The sequence below is a fragment of the Streptomyces spinoverrucosus genome, assembly GCF_006539505.1.
Lineage (GTDB): Bacteria > Actinomycetota > Actinomycetes > Streptomycetales > Streptomycetaceae > Streptomyces > Streptomyces spinoverrucosus.
Genome location: NZ_BJND01000052.1, coordinates 49,400 through 71,544, shown reverse-complemented (window position 1 = coordinate 71,544; position 22,145 = coordinate 49,400). Strand labels below are relative to the sequence as shown.

Annotated in this window: 8 protein-coding genes and 7 pseudogenes; 10 read left to right on the top strand and 5 right to left on the bottom strand. The window is 68.9% G+C overall.

Translation table 11 applies throughout. The features are described from left to right. Nucleotides 1-175: 175 nt before the first annotated feature. Nucleotides 176-520, bottom strand: a pseudogene (locus SSP24_RS30410) (IS701 family transposase); the annotation flags it as partial. A gap of 224 nt (nt 521-744) precedes the next feature. On the opposite strand from SSP24_RS30410, the pseudogene SSP24_RS30405 reads away from it, so the two are divergent. The 5 genes and pseudogenes from SSP24_RS30405 to SSP24_RS30385 all read left to right on the top strand — a co-directional run. Then, nucleotides 745-1,032: pseudogene (locus SSP24_RS30405) on the top strand (IS110 family transposase); the annotation flags it as partial. Next, nucleotides 1,032-1,331: pseudogene (locus SSP24_RS30400) on the top strand (hypothetical protein); the annotation flags it as partial. The pseudogenes SSP24_RS30405 and SSP24_RS30400, both read left to right, overlap by 1 nt. A gap of 100 nt (nt 1,332-1,431) precedes the next feature. Further along, nucleotides 1,432-1,869 carry a hypothetical protein gene (locus SSP24_RS30395; RefSeq protein ID WP_141313180.1) on the top strand — a complete coding sequence of 146 codons (438 nt, stop codon included), beginning with the start codon at nt 1,432-1,434 and terminating at the stop codon, nt 1,867-1,869. 354 nt (nt 1,870-2,223) lie between these two features. Then, nucleotides 2,224-2,982, top strand: coding sequence for a hypothetical protein (locus tag SSP24_RS30390; protein WP_141313179.1), 759 nt, complete (start codon nt 2,224-2,226; stop codon nt 2,980-2,982). Between the two features lie 15 nt (nt 2,983-2,997). Next, nucleotides 2,998-4,523: pseudogene (locus SSP24_RS30385) on the top strand (type IV secretory system conjugative DNA transfer family protein); the annotation flags it as partial. A 119-nt stretch (nt 4,524-4,642) separates the two neighbouring features. On the opposite strand, the gene SSP24_RS30380 reads toward SSP24_RS30385, so the two are convergent. Both SSP24_RS30380 and SSP24_RS30375 read right to left on the bottom strand, forming a co-directional pair. Beyond that, nucleotides 4,643-5,113 carry an NUDIX domain-containing protein gene (locus SSP24_RS30380; protein ID WP_141313178.1) on the bottom strand — a complete coding sequence of 157 codons (471 nt, stop codon included), beginning with the start codon at nt 5,111-5,113 and terminating at the stop codon, nt 4,643-4,645. A gap of 2 nt (nt 5,114-5,115) precedes the next feature. After that, nucleotides 5,116-5,836 (bottom strand): annotated as a pseudogene (locus tag SSP24_RS30375) (XRE family transcriptional regulator). A 275-nt stretch (nt 5,837-6,111) separates the two neighbouring features. Here SSP24_RS30375 and SSP24_RS44420 point away from each other — a divergent pair. From SSP24_RS44420 to SSP24_RS45645, 3 genes and pseudogenes are all read left to right on the top strand, one after another. Continuing rightward, a pseudogene (locus SSP24_RS44420) lies at nt 6,112-6,362 on the top strand (hypothetical protein). After that, on the top strand, nt 6,350-6,595 hold the full coding sequence (locus tag SSP24_RS30365; protein WP_004000830.1) for a DUF7848 domain-containing protein: 246 nt from the start codon (nt 6,350-6,352) through the stop codon (nt 6,593-6,595). Before SSP24_RS44420 ends, SSP24_RS30365 begins: the two are co-directional and overlap by 13 nt. Before the next feature lie 272 nt (nt 6,596-6,867). Beyond that, nucleotides 6,868-7,383: pseudogene (locus SSP24_RS45645) on the top strand (site-specific integrase); the annotation flags it as partial. On the opposite strand, the gene SSP24_RS43080 reads toward SSP24_RS45645, so the two are convergent. Both SSP24_RS43080 and SSP24_RS44410 read right to left on the bottom strand, forming a co-directional pair. Next, nucleotides 7,383-7,775, bottom strand: a complete 393-nt coding sequence (locus tag SSP24_RS43080) for a hypothetical protein (RefSeq protein WP_167529745.1) — start codon at nt 7,773-7,775, stop codon at nt 7,383-7,385. The pseudogene SSP24_RS45645 and the gene SSP24_RS43080 sit on opposite strands and share 1 nt — an antisense overlap. Nucleotides 7,776-7,781: 6 nt before the next feature. Further along, nucleotides 7,782-15,866: a polymorphic toxin-type HINT domain-containing protein gene (locus SSP24_RS44410; RefSeq protein ID WP_229866312.1), complete on the bottom strand. Its 8,085-nt coding sequence runs from the start codon at nt 15,864-15,866 to the stop codon at nt 7,782-7,784. A gap of 504 nt (nt 15,867-16,370) precedes the next feature. Here SSP24_RS44410 and SSP24_RS30345 point away from each other — a divergent pair. Continuing rightward, complete coding sequence (locus SSP24_RS30345) at nt 16,371-19,805, top strand: DNRLRE domain-containing protein (RefSeq protein ID WP_167529744.1); 3,435 nt, start codon at nt 16,371-16,373, stop codon at nt 19,803-19,805. A 359-nt stretch (nt 19,806-20,164) separates the two neighbouring features. Beyond that, the gene (locus SSP24_RS30340) at nt 20,165-21,997 is read left to right on the top strand and encodes a glycoside hydrolase family 3 protein (RefSeq protein ID WP_141313175.1); all 1,833 of its coding nucleotides are present in this window, start codon (nt 20,165-20,167) and stop codon (nt 21,995-21,997) included. Nucleotides 21,998-22,145: the final 148 nt, after the last annotated feature.

Below are 22,145 nucleotides of genomic sequence, written 5' to 3'. Positions count from 1 at the left end.
GTACTCCAGCAGCACTTTGACGTTTTCCCTGTTCAGGGGCGGTCTGGGTGAGTGTAGTGGGCTGTGTTCTGGCCCGTGTTCTCTTTCCCGGACCGCCCCTCGATCGTGTGCAGCCGCCGCTGATAGTGACAGCGGCGGGAGATGGCTTGGCGTTGTCTGCGCCAGTTTGACCATCTCAGTGCGCGTGCCCTGGTGAGGGACTGATGAGCGCGTGTGGCGGGTGGGAGGCCAGTTGCCAGGAGCCGCCGAACTTCTGCCACGGTGAGGGGCGCGAGGCAGGAACCGTTTCTGCTGCCCCTTTTGCTGCAGCGTCGGCGGCCATGACCGCCAGGAAGGCGTGCGCCAGCATGGCCAGGGTGACGTGCCGCATCCAACCGGTGTAGCGGCGGACTTCGTACTGGTCAAGGCCGCACTCGTTCTTGGCGGCCTGGAAGACTTCCTCGATGGCCCAACGTGTTCCGGCGACGCGGACCAGGCGCTCGACCGTGGTGCCGAGCGGTGCGTAGGCGAGGTAGCAGGCTCTACCTTTTCTCCGGGTTGGTCCTCCCGTTCGTAAGGTGGGGGCACCCAGGGAAGGCGGGTGTGGCTTGTAGTGGGCTGCCGCTTGTGGCTCAGATTGCTTGGCCGCCTGTCTCCCCACGACGACTCGGCCGCCGATTGGGAAGTGCGAGAAGGTCGCTGCGTAGAGCCATGTCGGCGAGGTCGTCCGTGGTACGCCAGGCAAGTACGACCTGATGGAGCAGGATGAGCCGGATATGGGCGGGGACCGACTGCGGCAAGAGCCACCACCACTGTCTGGTCCTGGATGCTGAGGGCGGCACGCTGCTGTCGCGGCGGGTGGCCAACGATGAGCCCGAGTTGCTGGAACTGATCCGGGATGTCCTGGACATCGCTGGCGGAGACCGCGTGACGTGGGCGATGGACATGACGGGCGGTGAACCTGCCCTGTTGATCGAGTTGCTGGTCGGTCATGGCCAGGAACTCCTCTACATCCCCGGCATCGCGGTCAACCGGGCCACTGACAGCTACCGGAGCAGCAGGCGGCGGCCGAGTGGGCTGCCCAGTTCGACATGCCGCCGCTGGAGGGCCCGCAGCGGGCCCTGGACTGGGGTGAGCGCTGCCGTCACCAGCTGATGACGGACGCGCACACCGCGCTCGTCGTCGAAGGCACCTGGGACGAGGCGGACTGGGCCCAGCTGGAGGAGAAGGCCCGCACTATCACCCGGGCCGGATGGTGGATCGACCAGCCAGATGCAGACGGCGCTGACCTGCTCGAACTCCTCGACGCAGCCACCGAGGCGGACCGCGGGACGGAGAACCCCTTCCGCTGAGACCGGCGGAATATAGGCGACGATCGCCGGTTAGCCAAACCGGCAGTCCTCCGGACCATTGTTCCTCCCACCGCCACCCCGTCCGCGTGGAAGGACCCACATGCTCCCGCCGTCCTGGACCCCTCCGAACACCCCGGCGCTCAAGCCGACACCCGACCCGCTCACACCCGACCGGGACATCACCCACCAGCACTTCCAGCCCGGCGATCAGGTCGTCGTTCTCAAGGGTGTGGCCGGCGGCGACCTGTGGGGCGATGCCATGCACGTGGTAGCCCCCTCCTGGCACACCCCGACCGACGAGGACGGCTGGCGCCTGCGGGACCCGGACGGCGGCCAGCAGACCTACATCACAGCCCACCCCCGGTACCTGGTCCACCTCTCCCGCCGCTGCCCGGACTGCATCATCTACATGCGGGCGCTGAGCGACTACCTGCTGCCGAAGTTCCCCGCCACGGAAGAAGTGACCGACTGCGGCTGGTACACCACCACCGGCTTGAACCAGCTTGTGCACAGCTCCGACGCCCGGAGCGACCGGTGATCCCCCGCGTCAACGAACGCACTCATCCTCCCCGCCATCAGGGAGGTACTCGTCGCGAGAACCGAGGTCCAGGACGGCCTCGGCGGCGCGGCCGACCGCACATCGCCCGCCGTCTGTGCTACCTCGCCGACGAGCGTCTCCACATCATCCAGACCGACCTCGCCCACACCCAGGACGCGCTCGCCGACCGGCACACCCCGCACCCCAGCCGCAGCACCTGCAACCAAGAAGTCCCCACCACCGAACGGGAAGGGTCGGCCATCTGCCCCTGCCCACCGCCGGCGCGCACAGTGCCGATACCGCCCCGGCCGTTGCCCGGCTCCACCGCTCCCCTTGATCCCACCCAAGGAAACCATGCACGACCACGTTGACAGAGAGCGCCTTGCCTCCTTCGCCGACGTCCTCGCCGGCGAACTGCCCGACACCTGGGCCAGCGCCTACCACTCACCTGAGCACAAGGACGACCTCACCGAACTCACCGACCGCGTCTGGGACATGGACCTCGTCGCCGAGTCTCTCGCCGCGCACCCGCTGCTTAACGCGGCCGTCCTGACCCGCAAGGACGGCGCCCAGCTCGCCATCCTCGACCGGCACGACGAACGGGACGGCTTCCTCATCGCCGCCGTCGCCCCCAGCAGCCTCCCCGACGAGGCGTACTGCGGCGTACCGGAACCGAACGGCATCACCCTGAGCGACGACCCCTTCCTCAGCGCCGAACTGATCGTCGGCGACCTGCTGGCACGCTACGACGCAGCGCTCGCCCAGGCCCGCTACAACGCAGCCGCAACCGTCCATCCCTCCCAGCCGGACCGGATCGTCCTGACCTGGCAGTCCGACGGCAGCCTCGCCGCCATAGACGTCAGCGACACCGCCTCGGCCGTTCTGATCCGCACCGGCTTCGGCCACGACGAACCGACCGGCATCTACCGCCTGACGGGCAACGACACCTTCGAGCAGGCCCGCGCCGTACGCGAAGCGGGTCGGCAGCTCACCGCCCAGGGCATCGACGTCGCGCTCCAGCACCCCTCGGGCCGGATCGCGCCCACCGCCGCCCCACCGGCGGCACCGCCGACCCCGGCCACTGCCCGGACCACAACCGCCAGGGGCCGATAAGGCAGACCGCGGAAGCCGGACGCCGTCCTGGTGGCGCTGGGCAGCGTGGCCGGTGTTTTGTGGGCCCGCCACAAGGGCAGCAGCGGCGGCCGGAAGAAGAAGATCACCGGGATGGCCAAGCCGAAGGACATCGAGCCGCTGATGGCCAAGGCGATCATCGAAAAGGCCCGCAGCCTGCGCCCGAGTCTGAAGACGGCCAAGCACATCGACGCCCGTGACACCGGCATCCTCCTCGGCAACCTCCAGGGCACCAAGCACGAAGTCCGCATGGGGTATGAGGACGTCGCCGTCGCCATCATGGCCCCCGATCCGGTAAGACCACCTCCCTCGCGATCCCCTCGATCCTCAACGCACCGGGCCCGGTGCTGCTGACCTCAAACAAGGCGGCAGGCGACGCCTACACCGCCACCCTGGACGCCCGCGCGAAGGTCGGCCGAACGTGGTCGATGGACCCGCAGCAGATCGCGCACGCCGCCCGCGAGATGTGGTGGAACCCCCTCGCTGACGCCAAGACCCTTGAAGGCGCTGGCCGGTTGGCCGGTCACTTCCTCGCCGCGAGCGTCGACGCCTCGCAGCAGGGCGACTTCTGGTCCAAGGCCGGAAGCAACATCCTCAGCCAGTTGCTCCTGGCCGCCGTGCTCGACGAGCGGCCCATCACTGACGTCATGCAGTGGCTGGCCTTCCCTGCCGACCGTACCCCGCTGGACATCCCCCGCGACCACGGCTTCACCGCAGTCGCCGCCCAGCTCAAGGGCACCGTCGAAGGCCCGCCCGAAACCCGCGACGGCATCTACGAAACCGCCCGCCAGTACGCCGCCGCCCTGCTCAACTCCGAGATCGCCGCCTGGGTGACCCCGCAGAAGGATGTCCCCGAGTTCCGGCCGTCGGAGTTCGTCCGCTCCTCCGACACCCTCTACCTGCTGTAGAAGGACGGCGGCGGCGGAGCGTCAGCGTTGATCGCCGCATGTGCGGACTCGGTGATGCGGGCCGCGACCGCCCAGGCCGAGCGCGCCGGCGGTCGGCTTGACCCGCCTATGCTGGCGATCCTCGACGAGGCCGCCAACGTCTGCAAAATCAGCGACCTTCCCGACCTGTACTCCCACCTCGGCTCCCGCGGCATCATCCCCATCACGATCCTCCAGTCCTACCGCCAGGGCCAGAAGGTCTGGGGAGATGCCGGCATGGACGCCATGTGGTCCGCCTCCACGGTGAAGGTCATCGGCTCCGGCATCGACGACCCGGACTTCGCCGACAAGCTGTCCCGGCTGATCGGCGACCACGACGTGGAGACCACCTCCACCTCGATGTCCGAATCCGGCAAGTCGACCTCCGTGTCGATGCGGCAGGAGCGGATCCTGCCGGCCGACGCGATCCGAGCCCTGCCCAAGGGCACCGTACTGTGCTTCGCCACCGGCATGCGCGCCGCCATGCTCGACCTGCGCCCCTGGTACCTCGAACCGGGCGCCGACGAACTGGCCGCCGCCTCCGCCCGCGCGTCGAAGGCCATCACCACCCGCGCCGTCGCCAAGCACGCTCCCCAGCTGCCGTCACCTACCCGCGTGATGCGAAGCGACGCGGGCGCGGCGCGGGCGCCTGAGCTGGTGCGTGGGTGTCCGTGGTTGTGCGGGGTTGTTGCCGTCAGCTACTGCCGTCAGCCGGTTCAGCCCAGGTACGGCTTCTCGCGCTGTTCCAGGAAGTGCTGGAGCCTGAGCCGTTGGGTGTGGTGCATCGGCAACTGCTCGATCTCTTCGGGCGGCACGAACCGGAGTTCGGTGGACTCGTCGGAGATTGCCAGTCGGCCGCCGGTGATGCGGGCGGTGAAGCAGACGTTGAACTGGCGGCGGACCTCGCCGTCGGTGTAGGCGATGATGTGTTTCGGGTCGGTGTAGGTGCCGACCAGGCCGGTGATTTCGACGTCGAGGCCGGTCTCTTCCTTCACTTCGCGGACGGCCGTGCCCGGCAGGGAGTCGGTGAGGTCCATGCCACCGCCGGGCAGGGCCCACAGGTCGTTGTCGCGGCGGCGCTGAAGGAGGATACGGCCGTGGTCGTCGGTGACGACGGCGGAGGCGGCGACGACCATGCTGTTCGGCTTGGGCGCGCTGGGGTCGTCGTAGTACTCGGTGCGGGCCACGGTCAGCCTTCCTGTTGTACGGGCGTCGCCGTCGCCCACACGGCGTCGAAGCTCTCGGCGTAGGTGTCGAACATCCCGCCCTCCTCCTGTCGGCGAAGATGCCACACGGGGGCGGCGTAGGCGTTGACGCCCCAGACGTGGGCGTTGACGAGTTGCTGGTCGTCGGCCCGGTAGAGGGAGTTGTACAGCGTGGTGCTGTGGGTGCGGACTTCGATGCCAGGGGTGCCAGCGAGCGGCCGGTAGTGCATGAGCGCCAGGCGGCAGCGAGATTCGATGCCATGGCCGAACCGCTCTTCCTGGCCGCGGGCTTGGACGGTGTCGCTGTCGGCGTCCCCGATCGCGATGCGGACGGTGCAGCCTTCGGCGGCGCGTTCGGTGAGGAGTTCGTTCAGCCGCGGGTAAGCCTCGTGGAGGAAGACGGCCGCGTAGACGAGGATGTCGATCCGTTCCCGGGCCTGGGCCATCAGGTCGGTGAACGTCGAGACGGGGATGTCGGCCCGCTGCTCGTAGAGCGCCACCAGTTCGGGGCTGACAGCGCGGGCGGGGCGGGCCTGACGGAGTGCCGGCCAGAGTGCGTGCACGTCTTCTCCCAGGGCCTTGGCCGCCTGCAGGGCTGGTGACACGGCGTGGGATACGCCCAAGATTCACCCAGCGCTCGACCGACTTGGGGTCGACCTCGACCTCCTGGGCGAGGGTGGCGTACGTCCAGCCTCCCGCCGCCATGACGGCTCGTAGTCTCTCGTTCGGCACGAGTCTCCCCCTTCGTCTCAGGACGGCACCAGGGACGTTCTATACGGTGCAGGACGTCCCGAAGCGGGGTTTGGTGGAGGTTCCTCCGTCCCGGTGACCGGCGTGACGATCGGTGCCGACCCTGCGGCACCGATACGCCCGGGGCACGGATTCACGCCGCCGAGGAGCGTCAACGTGCAAAAGAGCGCCGCCCCATATGTTCCCGCCCTGCGACTGGATGCCCGGTCGCGGACGACCGCCTTGTCGGGATGGTCAGGATGACGGCCCGCAATCGTGACGCGGGCCGTCACGCCGCCTCGCCTGGTGTGGGCGCCGTGGTGGTCGACCGGCGAAACGGGAAGGTGGGCGTGGTGATGGGCCATGTGGGGCCGCACGTGCAGCTTCGGCCGCCGCGCGGTGGCAGGGAGTGGGACGTGCCGCCCGAGGAGTACGTGCGCCGACGCCGGCCGAGGAGTTGAGCGCCAAGGTGGCCGTGGCCAACCGGAGGTGGGGACGGTGACCCCTCGCTCGGTCCTGCGCTACGAGACCTGGACTCTCCAACCCGACCGCGAGCCGGACGCGGAGCCGGTGCTGTACGCGATGCAGTGCGCCGTGGACGGAGAGACCTCACCGACGAGCGAGGACTTCGCCGAACCGCAGGACTGGGTGCTGCGGCACTGCGGCCAGAACCCGTCCCACCACACCTACCGGGAGATCATCACCCGGCCCTGGCGGACCTGGCGCCAGACGTGACAGGCCCCGCCGCCAGGCGCCGCACCACACTGACCTACCGACTCCCGCCCCTGCCGGACATGACCGATCGAGGCTCCCATCATCGTCAGCCCCGGCAGGGACGGGCCCCTCAACCCCGCACCGGCACCAGCCCAGTTGTTGCCATCGTCACGGCCCCCGCCAGGCACCAGGCCCAGGCGTCCGGGACGGCAGCTCGGCCCCGGGTGCCGACGCGCGCACAGAGCCCGCCGGATGACCTCTCGGAAGCGGCCGCCAAGCCAAAGGCCGGGCCCGGTGGGCGTGGTCGACCAGCTCTGGCAAAGCCGACCGAGAAGATCACCGCCAGCAACCGCGGCCTCCCCTGCCCTCCGCGCAGGGCAACGAGGCTACATACCTGGCGCACTGGCCGGAGAACGCGCCGTCCATCAGCTTCGCGAGAACACCCCGCGCACCTGGCTCAACCAGTTGCGCACTTCCCGTCAGTGGTGCTCGCGCGGCATCGACGCCGGCACGACCGGCCTCGATGCTGGGCAGTGGGCTGGGCCGGTGCTGCCGCAAGCTGCCCTCTCCGCTGACGCTGACCTACGTCCACTCTGTACTCAAGTCCGCCCTGGAGCACGCCGTACGCGAGGAGGAGATGCCGCGCAACCTCGCCCGCTACGTCCCACCGTCACCTCACGGCCCCGACGCCTCGAATCCCTCACCGCCGACGAAGCCCGCCAGTTCTCACCACCGCACAAGGCCACTGGCTGGACACTGTGTTCGAACTCGCCCTGCACCAGACTCCACAGAGGCGTGGCGACGTTCTCTATTCGACAGACCAGGCGTCCCCGAAGCCTTCAGGGAAACCGCTCAGGAAATCCGAGACAGCATCAATGGCTTGGGCCTGAGTAACGAGTGCGGATCGCTCAAACACCCCCATCTGGCCACCGCAAACGAGCTGAACTTGCTCCGAGCCAGCCTCAGGATCCCTCAGCTGAAGAATCTCCCCATCGGCTGACTCTCCCGTAACCAGATAGAGATCCGGACCGCCTGCGATCGACAGGTATCGGAAGGGCTCGTCTTCCGTTACGGAAATCTCTGTGAGCCGCTGCCCGTCAAGGTCCGCAATTGAGCGAGCGATCCTTTCCAGCCCAGGATTCTCAATTTCCCAGTCCCGAGTCTTGGAACCATGCCTTTCGTCTCCTGCCAGCGTAATCACGATGTTCTACCCCAACCGCCTCGGTGTGGATGGTCTTCGAACCGCGTTGATTGTGAAGATTCCGGAAGGTGTGTGTACCAGCAGTTCTTCGACACCTAGGCCACGCATCAATGACCCAACACCGCCTGTCGCGCCACACGACCGACAGAAGTCACGGTCCACGTGCAGGACGGCCCTGGTGCCAGTCACCCCGGCATCCTTCGCCTGCTGGAAAACATCTGCTTCAGCATGGGTCTTCGTCTGGGCATTCACCCGAATATCGACCGGCCGACCATGCGCATTCCTCCCGAAGAAGACCTGTCCGTCGATTTGGAGGCGAGCGGCCGTGAAGGTGTCATCTGCGCTGCCACGAGCAGGCATTCCTTCACGAGCGCGATAAGCCGCAAGTTCACTCCAGCCGCAGTTGTGAACCAGGACCGGCGTGGCCCCTGCCAGCACATAGTACGTGTGCAGGCTGCTGACGGTGAGGTTGTGGACCGTGGCGTCCGGCGCCGTCCAGCGCTCGACGGCCGTGATCTGGACGTACGTGCCGGCGCTGGTGCGCAGCCACTCGCCCGACTTGAGGTCGGTCGCGTCGATCCACTCGCCCAGTTCCTGGACCCAGAAGGGGTGGCCGTCGGTCGCGGTGACCTCGGCGGTCTTCGTACCCTTCGTGCCGTCGACGTCGACGGTGACCTTGACCAGGTGCTTGACGCCCTTGCCGAGGATCTCGGCAGTGACGGTCTCCACCCGGGTCTCGCCGGTCTCGGGGTCGGTCGCCACGACCTTGTCGCCGACCTTGACGTCCTTGATCGCCTTGGTGGAGCCGTCGGCCATGAGGACCTTGGTGTCCGGCGTGAAGCTGTTGTCAGTCGGGCAGCCTTCGCCCCCGCCGCCACCGGAGTCCGAGCCGCCGCCCGAGTCCTCCCGGCCCGAACCGCCCCGCGAGCCGCCGGACTTGTTCTCCGCCCGGCCGCCGCCCGACGAACCCTTCGACTGGGCCGACGTGCGGGCCTTGACCTGAACCGGATTGCCCCGGGCGCCCTTCGAGCCGGTATGGGACTTTCTCTTCGCGGCCTCCGCCGCCTTCTTCGCTGCCTCTCTCGCCTTGCGCTTGGCCTCGGCCGCGGCGGCCTCCGCCGCCTTCTTCGCCTTGATCAGCGCCGCCTTCGCGGCCTTCGCCGCCTTAAGGCCGACCTCGGCGGCCGCCTTCGCCGCACGCCACGCCTGCACGGCCGCCCTCGTGGCCTTGAAGGCGCCCCACATCCGCTTGCCCTTGGAGAAGACGCTGGTCCACGGAATGGCGTCCATCAGCAGGCTGCCGCAGGCCCACAGGTCACCCTGGGAGAAGCAGCCCATCACGTCGTCCCAGCCGACGAACTGCTTGAACACCGCCCAGCCGACGGAGAGGATCACATCTCCGAGCGAACGGGACAGGGTCCGCTGGTACTCGGCGATCTTCTTCTCCAGCGCCGCGATGGACGCGTCGAAGCTGGACGCCGTCGACGTCAGACCGCTCGGGTCGGCGTGGGTGACCGGGTTGTTGTTGGCGTAGGAGTAGCCGTTCGCCTGGAGCGGGTCGCTCTGGTCGAGGACCGGGTCGGCAGAGATGAACCGGCCGGTCATCGGGTCGTATTCGCGTGCGCCCATGTGCACCAGGCCCGTGCCGGCGTCGTCGTCGCCGGAGTGGAAGGTGGTGTGGGAGCGAGCCTGCATGTTGGTGTAGCGGTCGACGCCCCACGGGTCCCGCTTCGTCAGGCGGACCGACATCGTGGTGCTGTCGAGGCGGACCTCGGCGATCGGGGTGCCGTTGATGTCGGTCGCCTGCGCGAACAACTGCTCAGCGGTGCCGCCCGTGGAGGACCCCTCGCGGAAGCGCGTCACCGTCGGAGCACCACCGTGGCCGTAGCTGCGCTCGGCGTAGCGCACACCGCCGGTGGGGTTGAGGGAGACCTTGGTGTCGGGCAGGTGCAGCACCGCGCCCGCGCTGGTGCGCTCCAGCACGCGGTTGCCCATGCCGTCGTAGATGTACGTCGTCTTCGAGGCGGGCTTCCACAGCTGGGTGGCCAGCGTCTGGTTGCAGGTCTCCACGGTCAGGTCGGAGCCCGAGAGGCTGTTCGGCGTGGACAGGCACAGCCCGGTGTCGACGTGCTGGAGCTGGCCGGTGTCCAGGGTCTTCCAGCGCTGGGCGATGGTCGCCTTGTCGCAGACCTGGATCAGGACGGCCGATCCGATCGCCGTGCCGTTCGGCTGCGCGCACCGCGTGCCGACGACGAACTGTCCGACTGACGTGTCGTTCACGGTGCCGTTGTCGTCGGTGTCCAGGGCGCGCAAGCGGAGGTTCTGCGCCTTGCTGCCGTTGCACGTCCAGACCTGCAGGGCCGTACCGGGGCCCGTGTAGGAGCTGGTCAGGTCGATGCACTTGCCGTCCGCGCCCACCCAGGGCCCGTCGCCGTCGGGGCCGAAGCCGGTGACGGTCTCGGCCTTGCCGTCCCAGGTCCAGGTCAGGGCCTGGGCCGTGTCGCCGCCGGTGGAGCGGGTCTCCAGGTTGCCGCCTGCGTCGTAGGTCTGGGTGGAGCCGGTCGTGACCGTCGGGCTGTCCACGCCCGCCTTCGACCTGGTCGTGTACGACGTCAGCGTGTGCGGCTGGTCGTTGAGCGCGGTGTCGCTCGTGCCGTACTTGTAGTCGGTGACGGTGTCGAGCGAGGTGACGAGCGCGCCGGTCGTGTCGAAGGACGGGTCGGCCTTGTGGTTGGTCTTCTTGGTGCGGTTGCCGAGGACGTCGTAGTCGTACGACTGCCAGTAACCGGAGTTGTTGGACGAGACGTTGACCGTGCCGTCCGAGTACACCGGCGCGGCGGTGGACTTGCCGGGGGCGGCACAGGCCCGGCCGCCGGGCGTGGTCCAGGCCTGCCGGAGCTGGCCGAGCGTGTCGTACGTGAAGCACTGCCGGTCGATGACCCCGGTGCCGTAGGTGTCGGCGGCGGTGAGGACGTTGCCGGAGGGGTCGTAGCCGTAGGAGCGGGTGTTGACCGTGGTGCCGGGCACCACGGTGGTGTCCGTCGCGCTCTCCCGCTTGAGCTTGCTGGTGAGCAGCTCGCCGGTGGACTCGTGGAAGGTGTTCTCCTGCCACAGCCGGCGGCCCTGCTCGCCGACGGTCGAGCGCAGCACCTGGCCGTGCGGCGAGTAGGCGGTCTCGGCGACGTACCAGTCCCTGCCCGAGACGGTGATCGGCAGGCCGGCCTCGTTGTACCGGGTGATCACGGACTCGGCGTCCATTCCGCCCGCCGCCGGGGTGGTGTACGACTCCAGCTGGCCGTCGGAGTTGTACGAGTAGTTGTACGGGTACTGGGTGGAGAAGCCGTCCTGCGTCACGCCCGGCGTCGTGCCCGGCGGCAGCGCCAGCGTCATCGACGTGGGCTGGTAGTCGGCCGTGTAGCCGCCGATGGTCGTGGTGTACGGCTTGCCGTCGGTGTAACGGGTGGCGGAGTAGAGCTGTCCCTTGCCGCCGGTCGCGCCGTCGTAGGCGTACCGCTGGACGACCGTGGCGGTGGTGGAGTTCGCCGGGGTGGCCTTGATCTCCTCCACCCGGTTGAAGCGCTCGTAGGCGTAGGTGAGCGTCGTGCCGCGGCCGTCGCGCGCCGACAGGACGCGGCCGTAGTCGTCGTACTCGGTGTGCGTGGCGCCGGTGTCCGGGTCGGTGGTGTCGGTGACCCGGCCGAGTGCGTCGTACTTCCAGGTGCGGGTGTGACCGGCCTCGTCGGTGCTGGTCACCATGTCGCCGCGCAGGTCGTAGGCGTACGTCGTGGTGATCGCGCCGGCCTCGCTGAGCGCGGTGTCGCTGAAGGTGTCCTGGCGCACGGTGCGGCCCAGCGCGTCCGTCCACACCCGGGAGGCGGGGGTGCCCTCCGGCTGGCGGACGATCGTGTGGTCGAGGCCGTACTCGTAGCGGGTGCGGCGGTCGACGCTCTGGTGCTCCAGCGTCGTCCCGTCGGGCTCGTAGTACGGCTGGCCCGTCTGTGCGAAGGAGGAGTGGACGGGGGTGACCGTCAGGACGCGGCCCAGGCCGTCGTACGTGTAGGTCGTGGCGTTGGGGACGAGCGAATCGGACACCGGAACGGCGATCTTGGTGTTCGGCTCGCCCTCCATGTAGTAGGCGTTGCGGGTGAGGCTCACCTGGCCGGACGCGTTGTGGAACGTGTCCGTGACCAGACGGCCGCCGCCGACCGCCGGGGTCTGGCTCTGTCGCTCCCGGCCGAGGCCGTCGTAGATGGTGGTGGACTTCGTGTAGACCGCCTTGTCGCCGTCGGCGGAGGAGGTCGGGTTGTCCTGGAGCGACTCCGTTTCGATCGACACCGGCTCCTTCAGGTCGGTGTTGTAGGTGAAGCGCACGGTCGGGTCGTCGTCGGCGGGCTGGGCGGCGTCCCAGCCGGCCGAGGCGCGTCCGAGCGGGTCGTAGACGTACCGGGTGACGCGGTTGTTGGCGTCCGTCGCGGTCAGGGTGGTGCCGCGGCCGGGCTCCACGGTGACCGTGCCGACGAAGCCGGTCTCGTTGCCGTTGGCATCGGTCTGCTGGCCCTGGATCGTCCTGATCGAGTAGACCTGGCGGCTGGCGGTCGTGTCGGACGGCAGGTATTCGGTGACGTTGGCCAGCCCGGTCGGGCCGGTGACCCGCGTGACACGGCCGTACTCGTCGTAGACGGTCCGCGACTCGGGGTGGGTCCGCTGCCAGTCCGTGCCGTTGCCGAGGGGCGCCTCGGTCCTCGTCACCTGGCCCTTGGTGGGCGCGGCAGTGTGGCTGGTGGCACCGTCGTAGAACATCCGGGAGGCGGAGACCAGCGTCGTCTGCGTCGCCGTGGACAGTTCGGCGGAGCAGGCGGTGGTGCCGGTGGTGGTGACCGTCTGGGAGACCAGGCCGACGAGGTAGTTGTCGCCCGTCGTGTTCTGCACGTAGGAGGTGCGGGTGCACGCGTCGTCGCGGGTGTCGTCGATGTCGCCGTACTCGCGGGTGACGGTCGGCAGGCCGAGGGAGTCGTACTCGGTCTCCGTGCGGACCGTGCGCAGGGTCGACCCCGAGGCCTTGGTGATGGTCTCCGTCTTGCCCAGGGTGACCCGCTCGGCGACCACGTCCGGGCCGTCCTTGGCGGGACGGTTGCGGGTGGCCTGGCGCACGGGGTCATCGGGGAAGTTACGGCTGCGGGATATCCACCCGGTGGTGGTGTCGGCGGCGGCGTCCGGATACGTCAGCGACTCGGCGACCATGCCGGCGTAGGCCTGCCGGTCCGCCTTGAGCACGGCGCCCGTGATGTCGGTCATCGAGTACGAGCGCTTGGGGTTGTCGGACTCGTCGTTCGGCGTGGCGTCGTCGAGGACGTCGTCGCTCATGCCGCGGAAGTAGCGGGTGACCGACTTGGAGGCCTTGGTGTCCAGGGTTCCTTCCGGGACGGGGGTCTCGGTGATGACGATGGGGTAGCCGCGCCACTGGTCCCAGGTGCGGGTCTTCTTGCGGGAGAACTCGGCGGTGTTCTTCGCCCACAGCGCGCCGTTGACCGGGTCGGAGAACGTCTCGTACCTGAACTTCGTCGTCAGGTCCAGGCTGCCGACCAGCTGCGGGTGCTCGACGATCTCGTCGACGACGTACTTGTGGAACCAGGAGATGCGGTTGTCGGCGAGCTCGTCGTCGGCGTGCCAGTAGACCGGGTAGCACAGCTCCTGGTTCTTGTCCGGCGGGGGGAAGTTCGTGCCGGTGGCGCACGGCCCGCTGGGGGTGGAGTACTTGACCTCCGTGCGACCGCCGTACTCGGAGATCACGTTCTGGATGCGCGGCCGGGCGAAGAGGGGCCAGGTGTCGGACGAGCCCTGCCGGACCCGGTTGGGCAGCGCTTCCTTGTTGTGGCCGAAGAAGACGGGGTTGAGGGTCTCCGTGGTGCCGTCGACCGCCCACCCGGTGCGGGTGATGGACTCCAGCCACAGCGCGGTGTACTCGCCCGTCAGGTTCCAGGGGAATTCCTGTTCCAGGGCCCAGGAGTCGACCTTCGACAGCAGGGTCGAGGTGTCCGCGTCGTCCTCGACGCCGCAGGAGTGGCGGGAGCCGGTGTCGTCGGCCGTGTTGTGCTCGGTCAGCCGCACCCCCTGCTGGCGCTGGGTGCACGCGGTGACCGTGGCCAGGCGCTTGCGGGACCAGAAGGTCGGGGCGTACGTCGAGCACTTCCCGCCGGTGGCGCAGGCGAGGTCGGCGGGGGTGTCGAACCAGGGCCGGGTGAGGTGGGACTGCTTGGACTTGAAGTTGCTCTCCGTGCAGGCCACTTTGAGGACGTTGTCCCAGAAGCAGCGCTCCTGCGCGGTGAACGCCACTCGGCCGAGGGGCTCCTCGGTGAACAGCTTCCCGGCGCGCTGCCCGTAGTCGATGCGCTGGAGGTAGCCGGCCCGGTCGTAGCGGACGGCGTTGGTCTCCTTCATATTGCGCGCGTAGGCGTTCTCCTCCTTGTCCCACCACAGCGTCATCGCGTTGCCGTTGGTGTCGACGACGTAGTCGAGCTGGAAGCGCCAGCCCTGGTCGCAGAAGGAGGCCGCGAACGTGGCGGCGTGGCAGGGGTCGGTGCTGTGGTTGCCGGCGACCGGCACGGTGAGCACCGACTTGGTCTCCGACTTGCCAGACGTCCAGCCCGGGAGGCGGTTGAGGCCGAAGTAGTACTGGGTGCCGTCGCTGGTGGTGACCCGCCAGAACTCGCCGTCGTCGTCGCCGTTGTTGGAATCGGCGATACCGGTGATTTCCGTGTACTTGGCCCTGCCGAGCAGCTCGATGCGCATGTTGTCGCCGCGGGCGCTCTTCCACTCCTTGGTGAGGTCGTCCCGCACCAGCTCGGTGGTGGTGCCGTTCAGCGACAGCACCGCGTTGTAGGTGCCCCAGCACTGGTCGCCGGTGAAGTGCTTGTCGTTGTTGGCGTTCGCGGTGTCGGCGGCGCAGCCGATGAAGGTGCGGGTGATGGAGCCGGGGTTGTAGTCCCAACCCTCGCCGACCCATGAGACCTGGTTGTTCGTGGCGGACGTACGGCCGTCCGAGGACTGCGAGTTGTAGCTGAGGGTGACGTTCGGGGCGGGACCGGCGGCGACCTGCGGGGCGGCCATCGTGTACGAGTAGGTGAAGGCGCCGGTGGAGCCGCCCTGGGACCAGGCGCCGGCCGAGCTCACCGGGGACGCGGCGAAGTCGCCGCCGGCGCCGGCGCCGTAGGAAGTGCCGACGAGGACACCATCGCCGGAGCCGGTGGCGGTCTGCTGGACCCCCGACTTGGTGGAGCCCCGCCAGACGGCCTGGTTCACACTGCCGCCGTCGGTGCTCGCGGCGGTGGTCGTGGTGGTCGTGCTCGTGGTCGCGACGGCCTTGAGGTCGGCGGTGTCCACCTTCAGGTTGAGCAGGGTCTCCGGGACCTGTTCGGTGGTGTTCGTGCTGCCGTTGAGCTCGTCGGTGGCGGTGTCCTCGCCGGGGTCCGGCTCGGAGCCCGAGGTGTCGCCCGCGTCGACGGGCACGGTGACGGTGTTGCCGGTCCGCTTGAGCTCGGTGTCCACCGGGAGGCCCGTCGAGCACTCCTCCAGCTCGGGGGTGGTCTCGTAGCAGGCGGGCATCAGCGTGAAGGAGAGCCGGTCCAGCCACTGGGCGCTGTAGGACTCGGCGACGCGGGTGGCGTCGATGGAGACGACCGCTGTGCCGGTGGCGGTGTCGGGTGCGTCGACGGCGAGCACGAGGCCCGGCGAACCGGCCGTCACGGCCTGGCTCTCGGGGCGGACGTCGACGCTCCACGAGCCTTCAAGGGCGTCGGCCTCCGCGGCCGTGGCTTCCGCGGGCGCACCGACGGCGACCTTCAGCGTGCCGTCCGCGGAGGCGGCGACCTGGGTGGTGGTGCCGGGGGTCATGTTGTCGACCGGCATGGTGCCGGTGGCCGACGGAACCGGGGCGGTGGCCGCGGGAAGGAACTCCTCCGACTCGGTGGAGGTCAGACCGGAGAGCTGGTCGACCTGGCCGGTTTTCGCCTCGTCGAGCGGGACGACGTCGGTCTTCTGCAGCTCGTCCAGGTCGACGGTCGTACGCGCGTCGTCGTCGGGGCCGAACGCCATCGCGCTGGGCAGGAGCGTGACGTTGAGAGCCAGGACGAGGCCGGCGATGACGCCGACCCGTGTTCTGCGCCTGATCAGGCGCTCACGCGGAGATCTCCCGGACAGTGACCCCCTGCCACACCACGACAGCACTCCACGCACGGCCAATCGACCCTTCCCGAGTCACAAACCATCAAAGTCGCCCGGCCTGACGGCACATGAACGTGGAGCGATGGCACATGAGTGATCAACGACGGCATGACGTTGAGGCTTGGCAAAAGGTTCCGTCAAGCTTTGAAAATCTTGTGTTAGCTACGTCACATTCCAAAGGATCATAAAAAGCGGCAAAAAAGTGCACCAGGGGGGCATGATCCGGCCATCATCAACTTCTACGGAAATCCAGAGTGTTGATCTCAATGCCCGGCCTTGCTCATACTCCATCCGCCCAATCCGGCGCGTCGCGCGCTCGCACGGCCTGTGTCCTCAGGGCCGAGGGCATCCCCGAGAAGAGAAGGGCTTGCCCCTGTGAGCGAGATCGACAGCGAACCACTTCCGCCTGCGAGATCGCGGGTCCGGCGCGCGATCGCCGCCGCGGTGGCGCTCGCGGTGCTGGCCGGCGGCGGCGCCGTGCTGGCGCTGCGGGACGACTCCCCGGACGCCTCCCCCGAGGTCCGCGACCAGGCCACCCGGCCGATCGACGAGGACGAGGCCCAGCGCCGGGCGCGCGAGACCGACAAGAAGGTCGAAGTCACCGCGCTTTCCGACGAGTTCTCCACGACGTTCGCCAATCCCAACGGATCGTTCACCTATGTTTCCTCGGTCGATCCCGTGCGCGCCCGGAACGAAAAGGGCGAATGGGCGGCGATCGACACGACTCTGCGCAAGGCGAAGAACGGCTGGCGGACCGTCAACAGCCCGTACCCAGTGACGTTTTCGCCGGGTGACGCGGACGACTCGGGCACCGAGGTGAACCGGGCCGTGTACCGCGCCGGCCGCGCCGGCGTCCGCCCGGTGGCCGACACGGACACCTGGACCCCGCTGCTGACGATGGCCGCCGACCAGCACGAGATGCGGGTCGAGTGGCCCGGCCCGCTGCCCCAGCCGGTGGTGCAGGACAACAGGGCGCTGTACGAGGGCGTCCTGCCCGGCGTCGACCTGCTGCTCACCGCGCGGAACACCGGGTACACGCACGTCCTGGTGGTCCACACGCCCGAGGCCGCGGCCCGGCTGGCAGAGAAGCCCCCTGCCTACCGCATCACCTCGCCCACGCTCTCCTTCGTCCTGAACCCCACCACCAAGGCGCTGATAGGCAAGGACAGCGAGGGCAACGAGGTCACCGTCGCCCCGACGCCGTTCCTGTGGGACTCGGCGGGCGACCACGACACGGAGCTGCCGGACGAGGCGGCCGGCACCGGCACCAACGAGGACCCGGAGAAGGTGGACCCGGGGCCGGAGCGGCCGACCGAGACGCCCGAAGCGGACGACGAGCGGAGCGACGAGGAGAACTTCGGCAGCACGGATCCCGGAGAGGAGCCTCCCGGGGGCGCCGACCCCGTCGCCTACCGCGCGGCGACCGGAGCCGAGACGACCCTCGCCCTGCCCGCCCTGCACGGTCCCGGCGAGGGCGCCCACGCCACCACGGCCAACGCCTCCTTCGGCGGCGACGTGCTCAAGGTCATTCCTCCGTCCAGTTACCTCCAGGACACCGAGGACCTGACGTTCCCCCTGTTCGTCGACCCGTCCACGACGGGCATCCGCGCCAACTGGACGACGGTCTACAAGAAGTACCCGCGCTCGAACTTCTACGACGGCGCCAACTACAACGAGGACACCAAGGAGGCCCGCGTCGGCTTCGAGCGGGACACCTGGGGCACGGCCCGCTCCTTCTTCAAGATGAAGCTGCGCGACTCCATCAAGGGCGCCGAGGTCTCCAGCGCCACCCTGAAGATCCTGGAGACCCACTCCTGGTCGTGCAGCAAGCGCACGGTGCAGATCTGGCGCACCGACCCCTTCGGCACCTACACCACGTGGAACGTCCAGCCCACCTGGAAGCGGAAGATCACTTCGAAGTCCTTCGCGTACGGCTGGAAGTCGTCCAGCTCCTGCCCGGACGCGTACGTCAACTTCACGGTCACCTCGCTGGCCCAGGAGGCCGCGGACAACGGCTGGCAAAGCTTCAACTTCGGCATGGTCGCCTCCACCTCCACCTCGGCGCCGACGACGACCGCGACCGCGCTGGAGACGGACACGTACTCCTGGAAGAAGTTCAAGGCGGAGGGCGCGGGCTCGCCCCAGATCGCCATCACCTACAACCGCAGGCCCAACACCCCGACCGGCTACACCATGTCCCCGGGCTCCTGCGACACGAGCTCCCCGTACATCAAGATCGGCAAGACCAGCACGCTGTCCATACTCGCCAAGGGCACGGACCCGGACGGTGTCACGTCCAAGCTGGAGTTCGAGTTCGGCAAGAAGAGCGACTGGGACAACGGCACCTGGGCCACCACGAAGACGGTGTACAACCGCGCGATCGCCCACGGTGAGACGGACTCGGTCCTACTCCCCGCCCTGACGAACGGCGTCACCTACCAGTGGCGGGTGCGCACCTGGGACGCGACCACGTACAGCGGCTGGGCACCGAGCTCCTCGACCTTCTGCCGCTTCGTCTACGACTCGAATCTTCCCGACACGCCGGCTCCGGTCGAATCCACGGACTTCCCCGCGGACACCGACGACAGCAGCACCGGTGACGTGTGGTCGAAGTACCCCTTCGGCACAGGCGGCAACCTCACCTTCAAGATGTCCTCCGGGGAGACGGACATCGTGAAGTTCGTCTACTCCATCAACTCCACGACGTACGACTCCTACGTCTGCGCGAACGGCAAGCAGGGCCTGAGCGGCGGCCTCACCGTCTCGTGCACCACCCCGGTCACGTCGGTCACGGCCACCGGGGTCAAGCCGCCCGCGGCGGGCCCGAACACGCTGTACGTCAAGGCGGTGGACACGGCGGGCAACATCTCCCCGAACCCCAGAAAGCACTTCTTCTACGTCACTCCGCGCAAGACCCCGGACGGTCCCGGCGACCTGAACGGCGACGGCAGCGCCGACCTCGGCTGGGTCACCGCGGCCGGCAACCTCTGGATCGGCACGGTCTCCAAGGACGGCGGCTGGATGTCCAGCAGCTTCGGCACGCACCGCAAGGGCAGCCTGATCAAGGACGGGAACACCGCGCCGCACATCTGGAACGGCACCGACACCTACGCCCTGGTCACCCACAACGGCGACTTCGCGCCCGCGGACGGCGTGACGGACTGGGTGATCCGCACCCCCGACGGCCGCCTGTTCGTCTACCCGGGCGACGGGTACGGGGGGATCGACGTGACCCGCAGGGTGGAGGTCCGCCTCCCGGCGAACGCGCCGTCCCCGTCGACCTTCTCGGAGATCAAGTCGGCCGGTGACCTCACCGGCGACGGGCAGCCGGAGCTGTTCGTCGCGGGCGGCGTCGGAGGCGCGGAGTTGTGGGTCTTCAGTGGCTACAGCGGAGGCTACTTCGAGACCGCGACGCAGATGACGACGACGGCCTGGGCGGACCGGGACTTCGTGGCGATCGCCGACTACAACGGCGACGGCGAAGCCGACATGACGTACCGCACGGCCGCCGGCAACATCCAGCTCCGCAAGGGCAAGCCCGACCCGTCCGGCACGGGCACCGAGCTGAAGAGCCTCGGCCAGTCCGGCTGGAGCCTGGACGGCGACAAGGTCTACGCCTCCGGCACCATGACCACCGCCGCCTACCCGCTGCTCTACGGCACCCCGGACGCCACGGGTGACGGCATCCCCGACGTCTGGGCCACCAACAGCGCCGGAGCCCTCCTGCTGTTCGAGGGCGGCGCCACGTCGCTCGGCCAGTCGAGGACACTCCGCTCAAGCGGTTACAGCACGGTGAAACAACTGGGCTGACACCGAACGAATACATAGGAACAAGGAAAGGAATCGGGCCTCCGGGGAAACCCCCCGGAGGCCCTTTCCGTGACCACGGCGACGGGAACCCGAGCCGGGTGCGGCTCGTCCAATGCGCACAGTTGCCGGATGAGTCTCCGCGATGCGGTGTCGGCCCTCGCCACTGGCCGCGAGCGCCGACCACCCTCTCCGCCGCACCACGGCCGGCAGCCCGCCGCCATCGGCGCGCCCCCCTCCCATGCGCCGATGGCGGCCCCTCACCCGGAGGGGCTGTGTGCCCCCTTGACCGGCAGAAACTTCCCGGATATTGGTGACTCCTTGGAAGTTTCCTTCAGCGATCTCCTCCGGAAGGAGCGCACGTGCACCACGCCGGCACGAAAAGCGCAGGAAACACCGCTGCCGCCCCCACCAGACGTACGGTCCTCGCCGCCACCGCGGGCGTCACCGCGGCCCTGACGATCGGACAGACCACGGCCCACGCCGACGACGACAAAAGCCTCCGGAAACTCATCTCCCGGATGACCCTGGAGGAGAAGGTCGGCCAGCTCTTCGTCTCCCGGGTCTACGGCCACTCCGCCACCGCCCCCGACCAGGCCGACATCGACGCCAACCTCAAGGAACTCGGCGTGCGCACGGCCGCCGAACTGATCGCCAAGTACCGCCTCGGCGGCATCATCTACTTCACCTGGGCGCACAACACCCGCACCCCGCGCCAGATCGCGGACCTGTCGAACGGCATCCAGAAGGCCTCCCTCGGCCTCCCGCGCGGACTGCCCGTGCTGATCTCCACGGACCAGGAGCACGGCATAGTCGCCCGCGTGGGCAGACCCGCGACGCTGTTCCCCGGCGCGATGGCCGTCGGCGCCGGCGGCTCGCACGCCGACGCCCGCACCCTCGGCCGGATCGCCGGCGAGGAACTGCGCGCGATGGGCATCCGGCAGGACTACTCCCCCGTCGCCGACGTCAACGTCAACCCGGCCAACCCGGTCATCGGCGTACGGTCCTTCGGCGCCGACCCGGACGCGGTGGCCGGGCTGGTCGCCGCTGAGGTCGCCGGGTACCAGCGGGCGAGGGTCGCCGCGACCGCCAAGCACTTCCCCGGCCACGGCGACACCGAGGTCGACAGCCACTACGGCTTCCCGGTCATCGAGCACACCCGGGAGCAGTGGGGCACGCTCGACGCTCCCCCGTTCCGGGCGGCGGTCAGGGCCGGTATCGACTCGATCATGACCGCGCACATCATGGTCCCGGCGCTGGACCCGTCCGGCGACCCGGCCACCCTGTCCCACCCGATCCTCACCGGCATCCTGCGCGAGGAGCTGGGCTACGACGGCGTCGTGGTCACCGACTCCCTCGGCATGCAGGGCGTCCGCACCAAGTACGGCGACGACCGGGTGCCGGTGCTGGCGCTGAAGGCGGGCGTGGACCAGCTGCTGAACCCGCCCAAGCTGGACGTCGCCTGGAACGCGGTCCTGAAGGCCGTACAGGACGGCGAGCTCACCGAGGAACGGCTCGACGAATCGATCCTCCGGGTACTGCGGCTCAAGGCCGGACTGGGGCTGTTCGAGGAGCCCTACGTCAGCGCGCGGGGCGTCGACCGCACCGTCGGCGCCAAGCCGCACCTCGCCGCGGCCGACCGGATCGCCGAGCGGACGACGACCCTGCTCGTCAACGAGGGCGGGCTGCTGCCGTTGTCCCGGCGTGAGCACCCCAAGCTGCTCGTGGTCGGCGCCGACCCGGCCTCGCCGTCCGGTACGACGGGCCCGCCCACCGGCGTCCTCGCGGCCGCGCTGACCGAACTCGGCTTCACCGCAACGGCGTTGTCGACCGGCACGGCACCGTCCCAGGCGACCATCGACCGGGCCCTCGCGGCGGCCGACGACGCGGACGCGGTGGTCGTCGGCACGTACAACGTCACGGCGACCAGCTCGCAGAAGACGCTGGTCGAGCGGTTGCTGGCGACCGGGAAGCCGGTGGTCGCGGTGGCCATCCGCAATCCGTACGACGTGGCCCAACTGCCGGGTGTACGCGGCTACCTGGCGTCCTACTCCTGGACGGACGTTGAGCTGCGGGCGGCGGCCCGGGTCATCGCCGGGACGGTACGACCGCGCGGAAAGCTGCCGGTGCCGGTGCAGCGGGCGGACGATCCGACGCGGGTGCTGTATCCGCTCGGGCACGGGTTGTCGTACTAGGCATCGATCGGACGTAGGGTGCGGTACGCCGCGCTCCCGGCGCACCACCCCCAAACGGGCGCAAAGCGCCCTGCATGTCTGGCGTGTGCCCGCCGTGGCGGGTCACGCTGGACGGGGGTGGGGGGAATGACCATGCGTGGGAGACGGT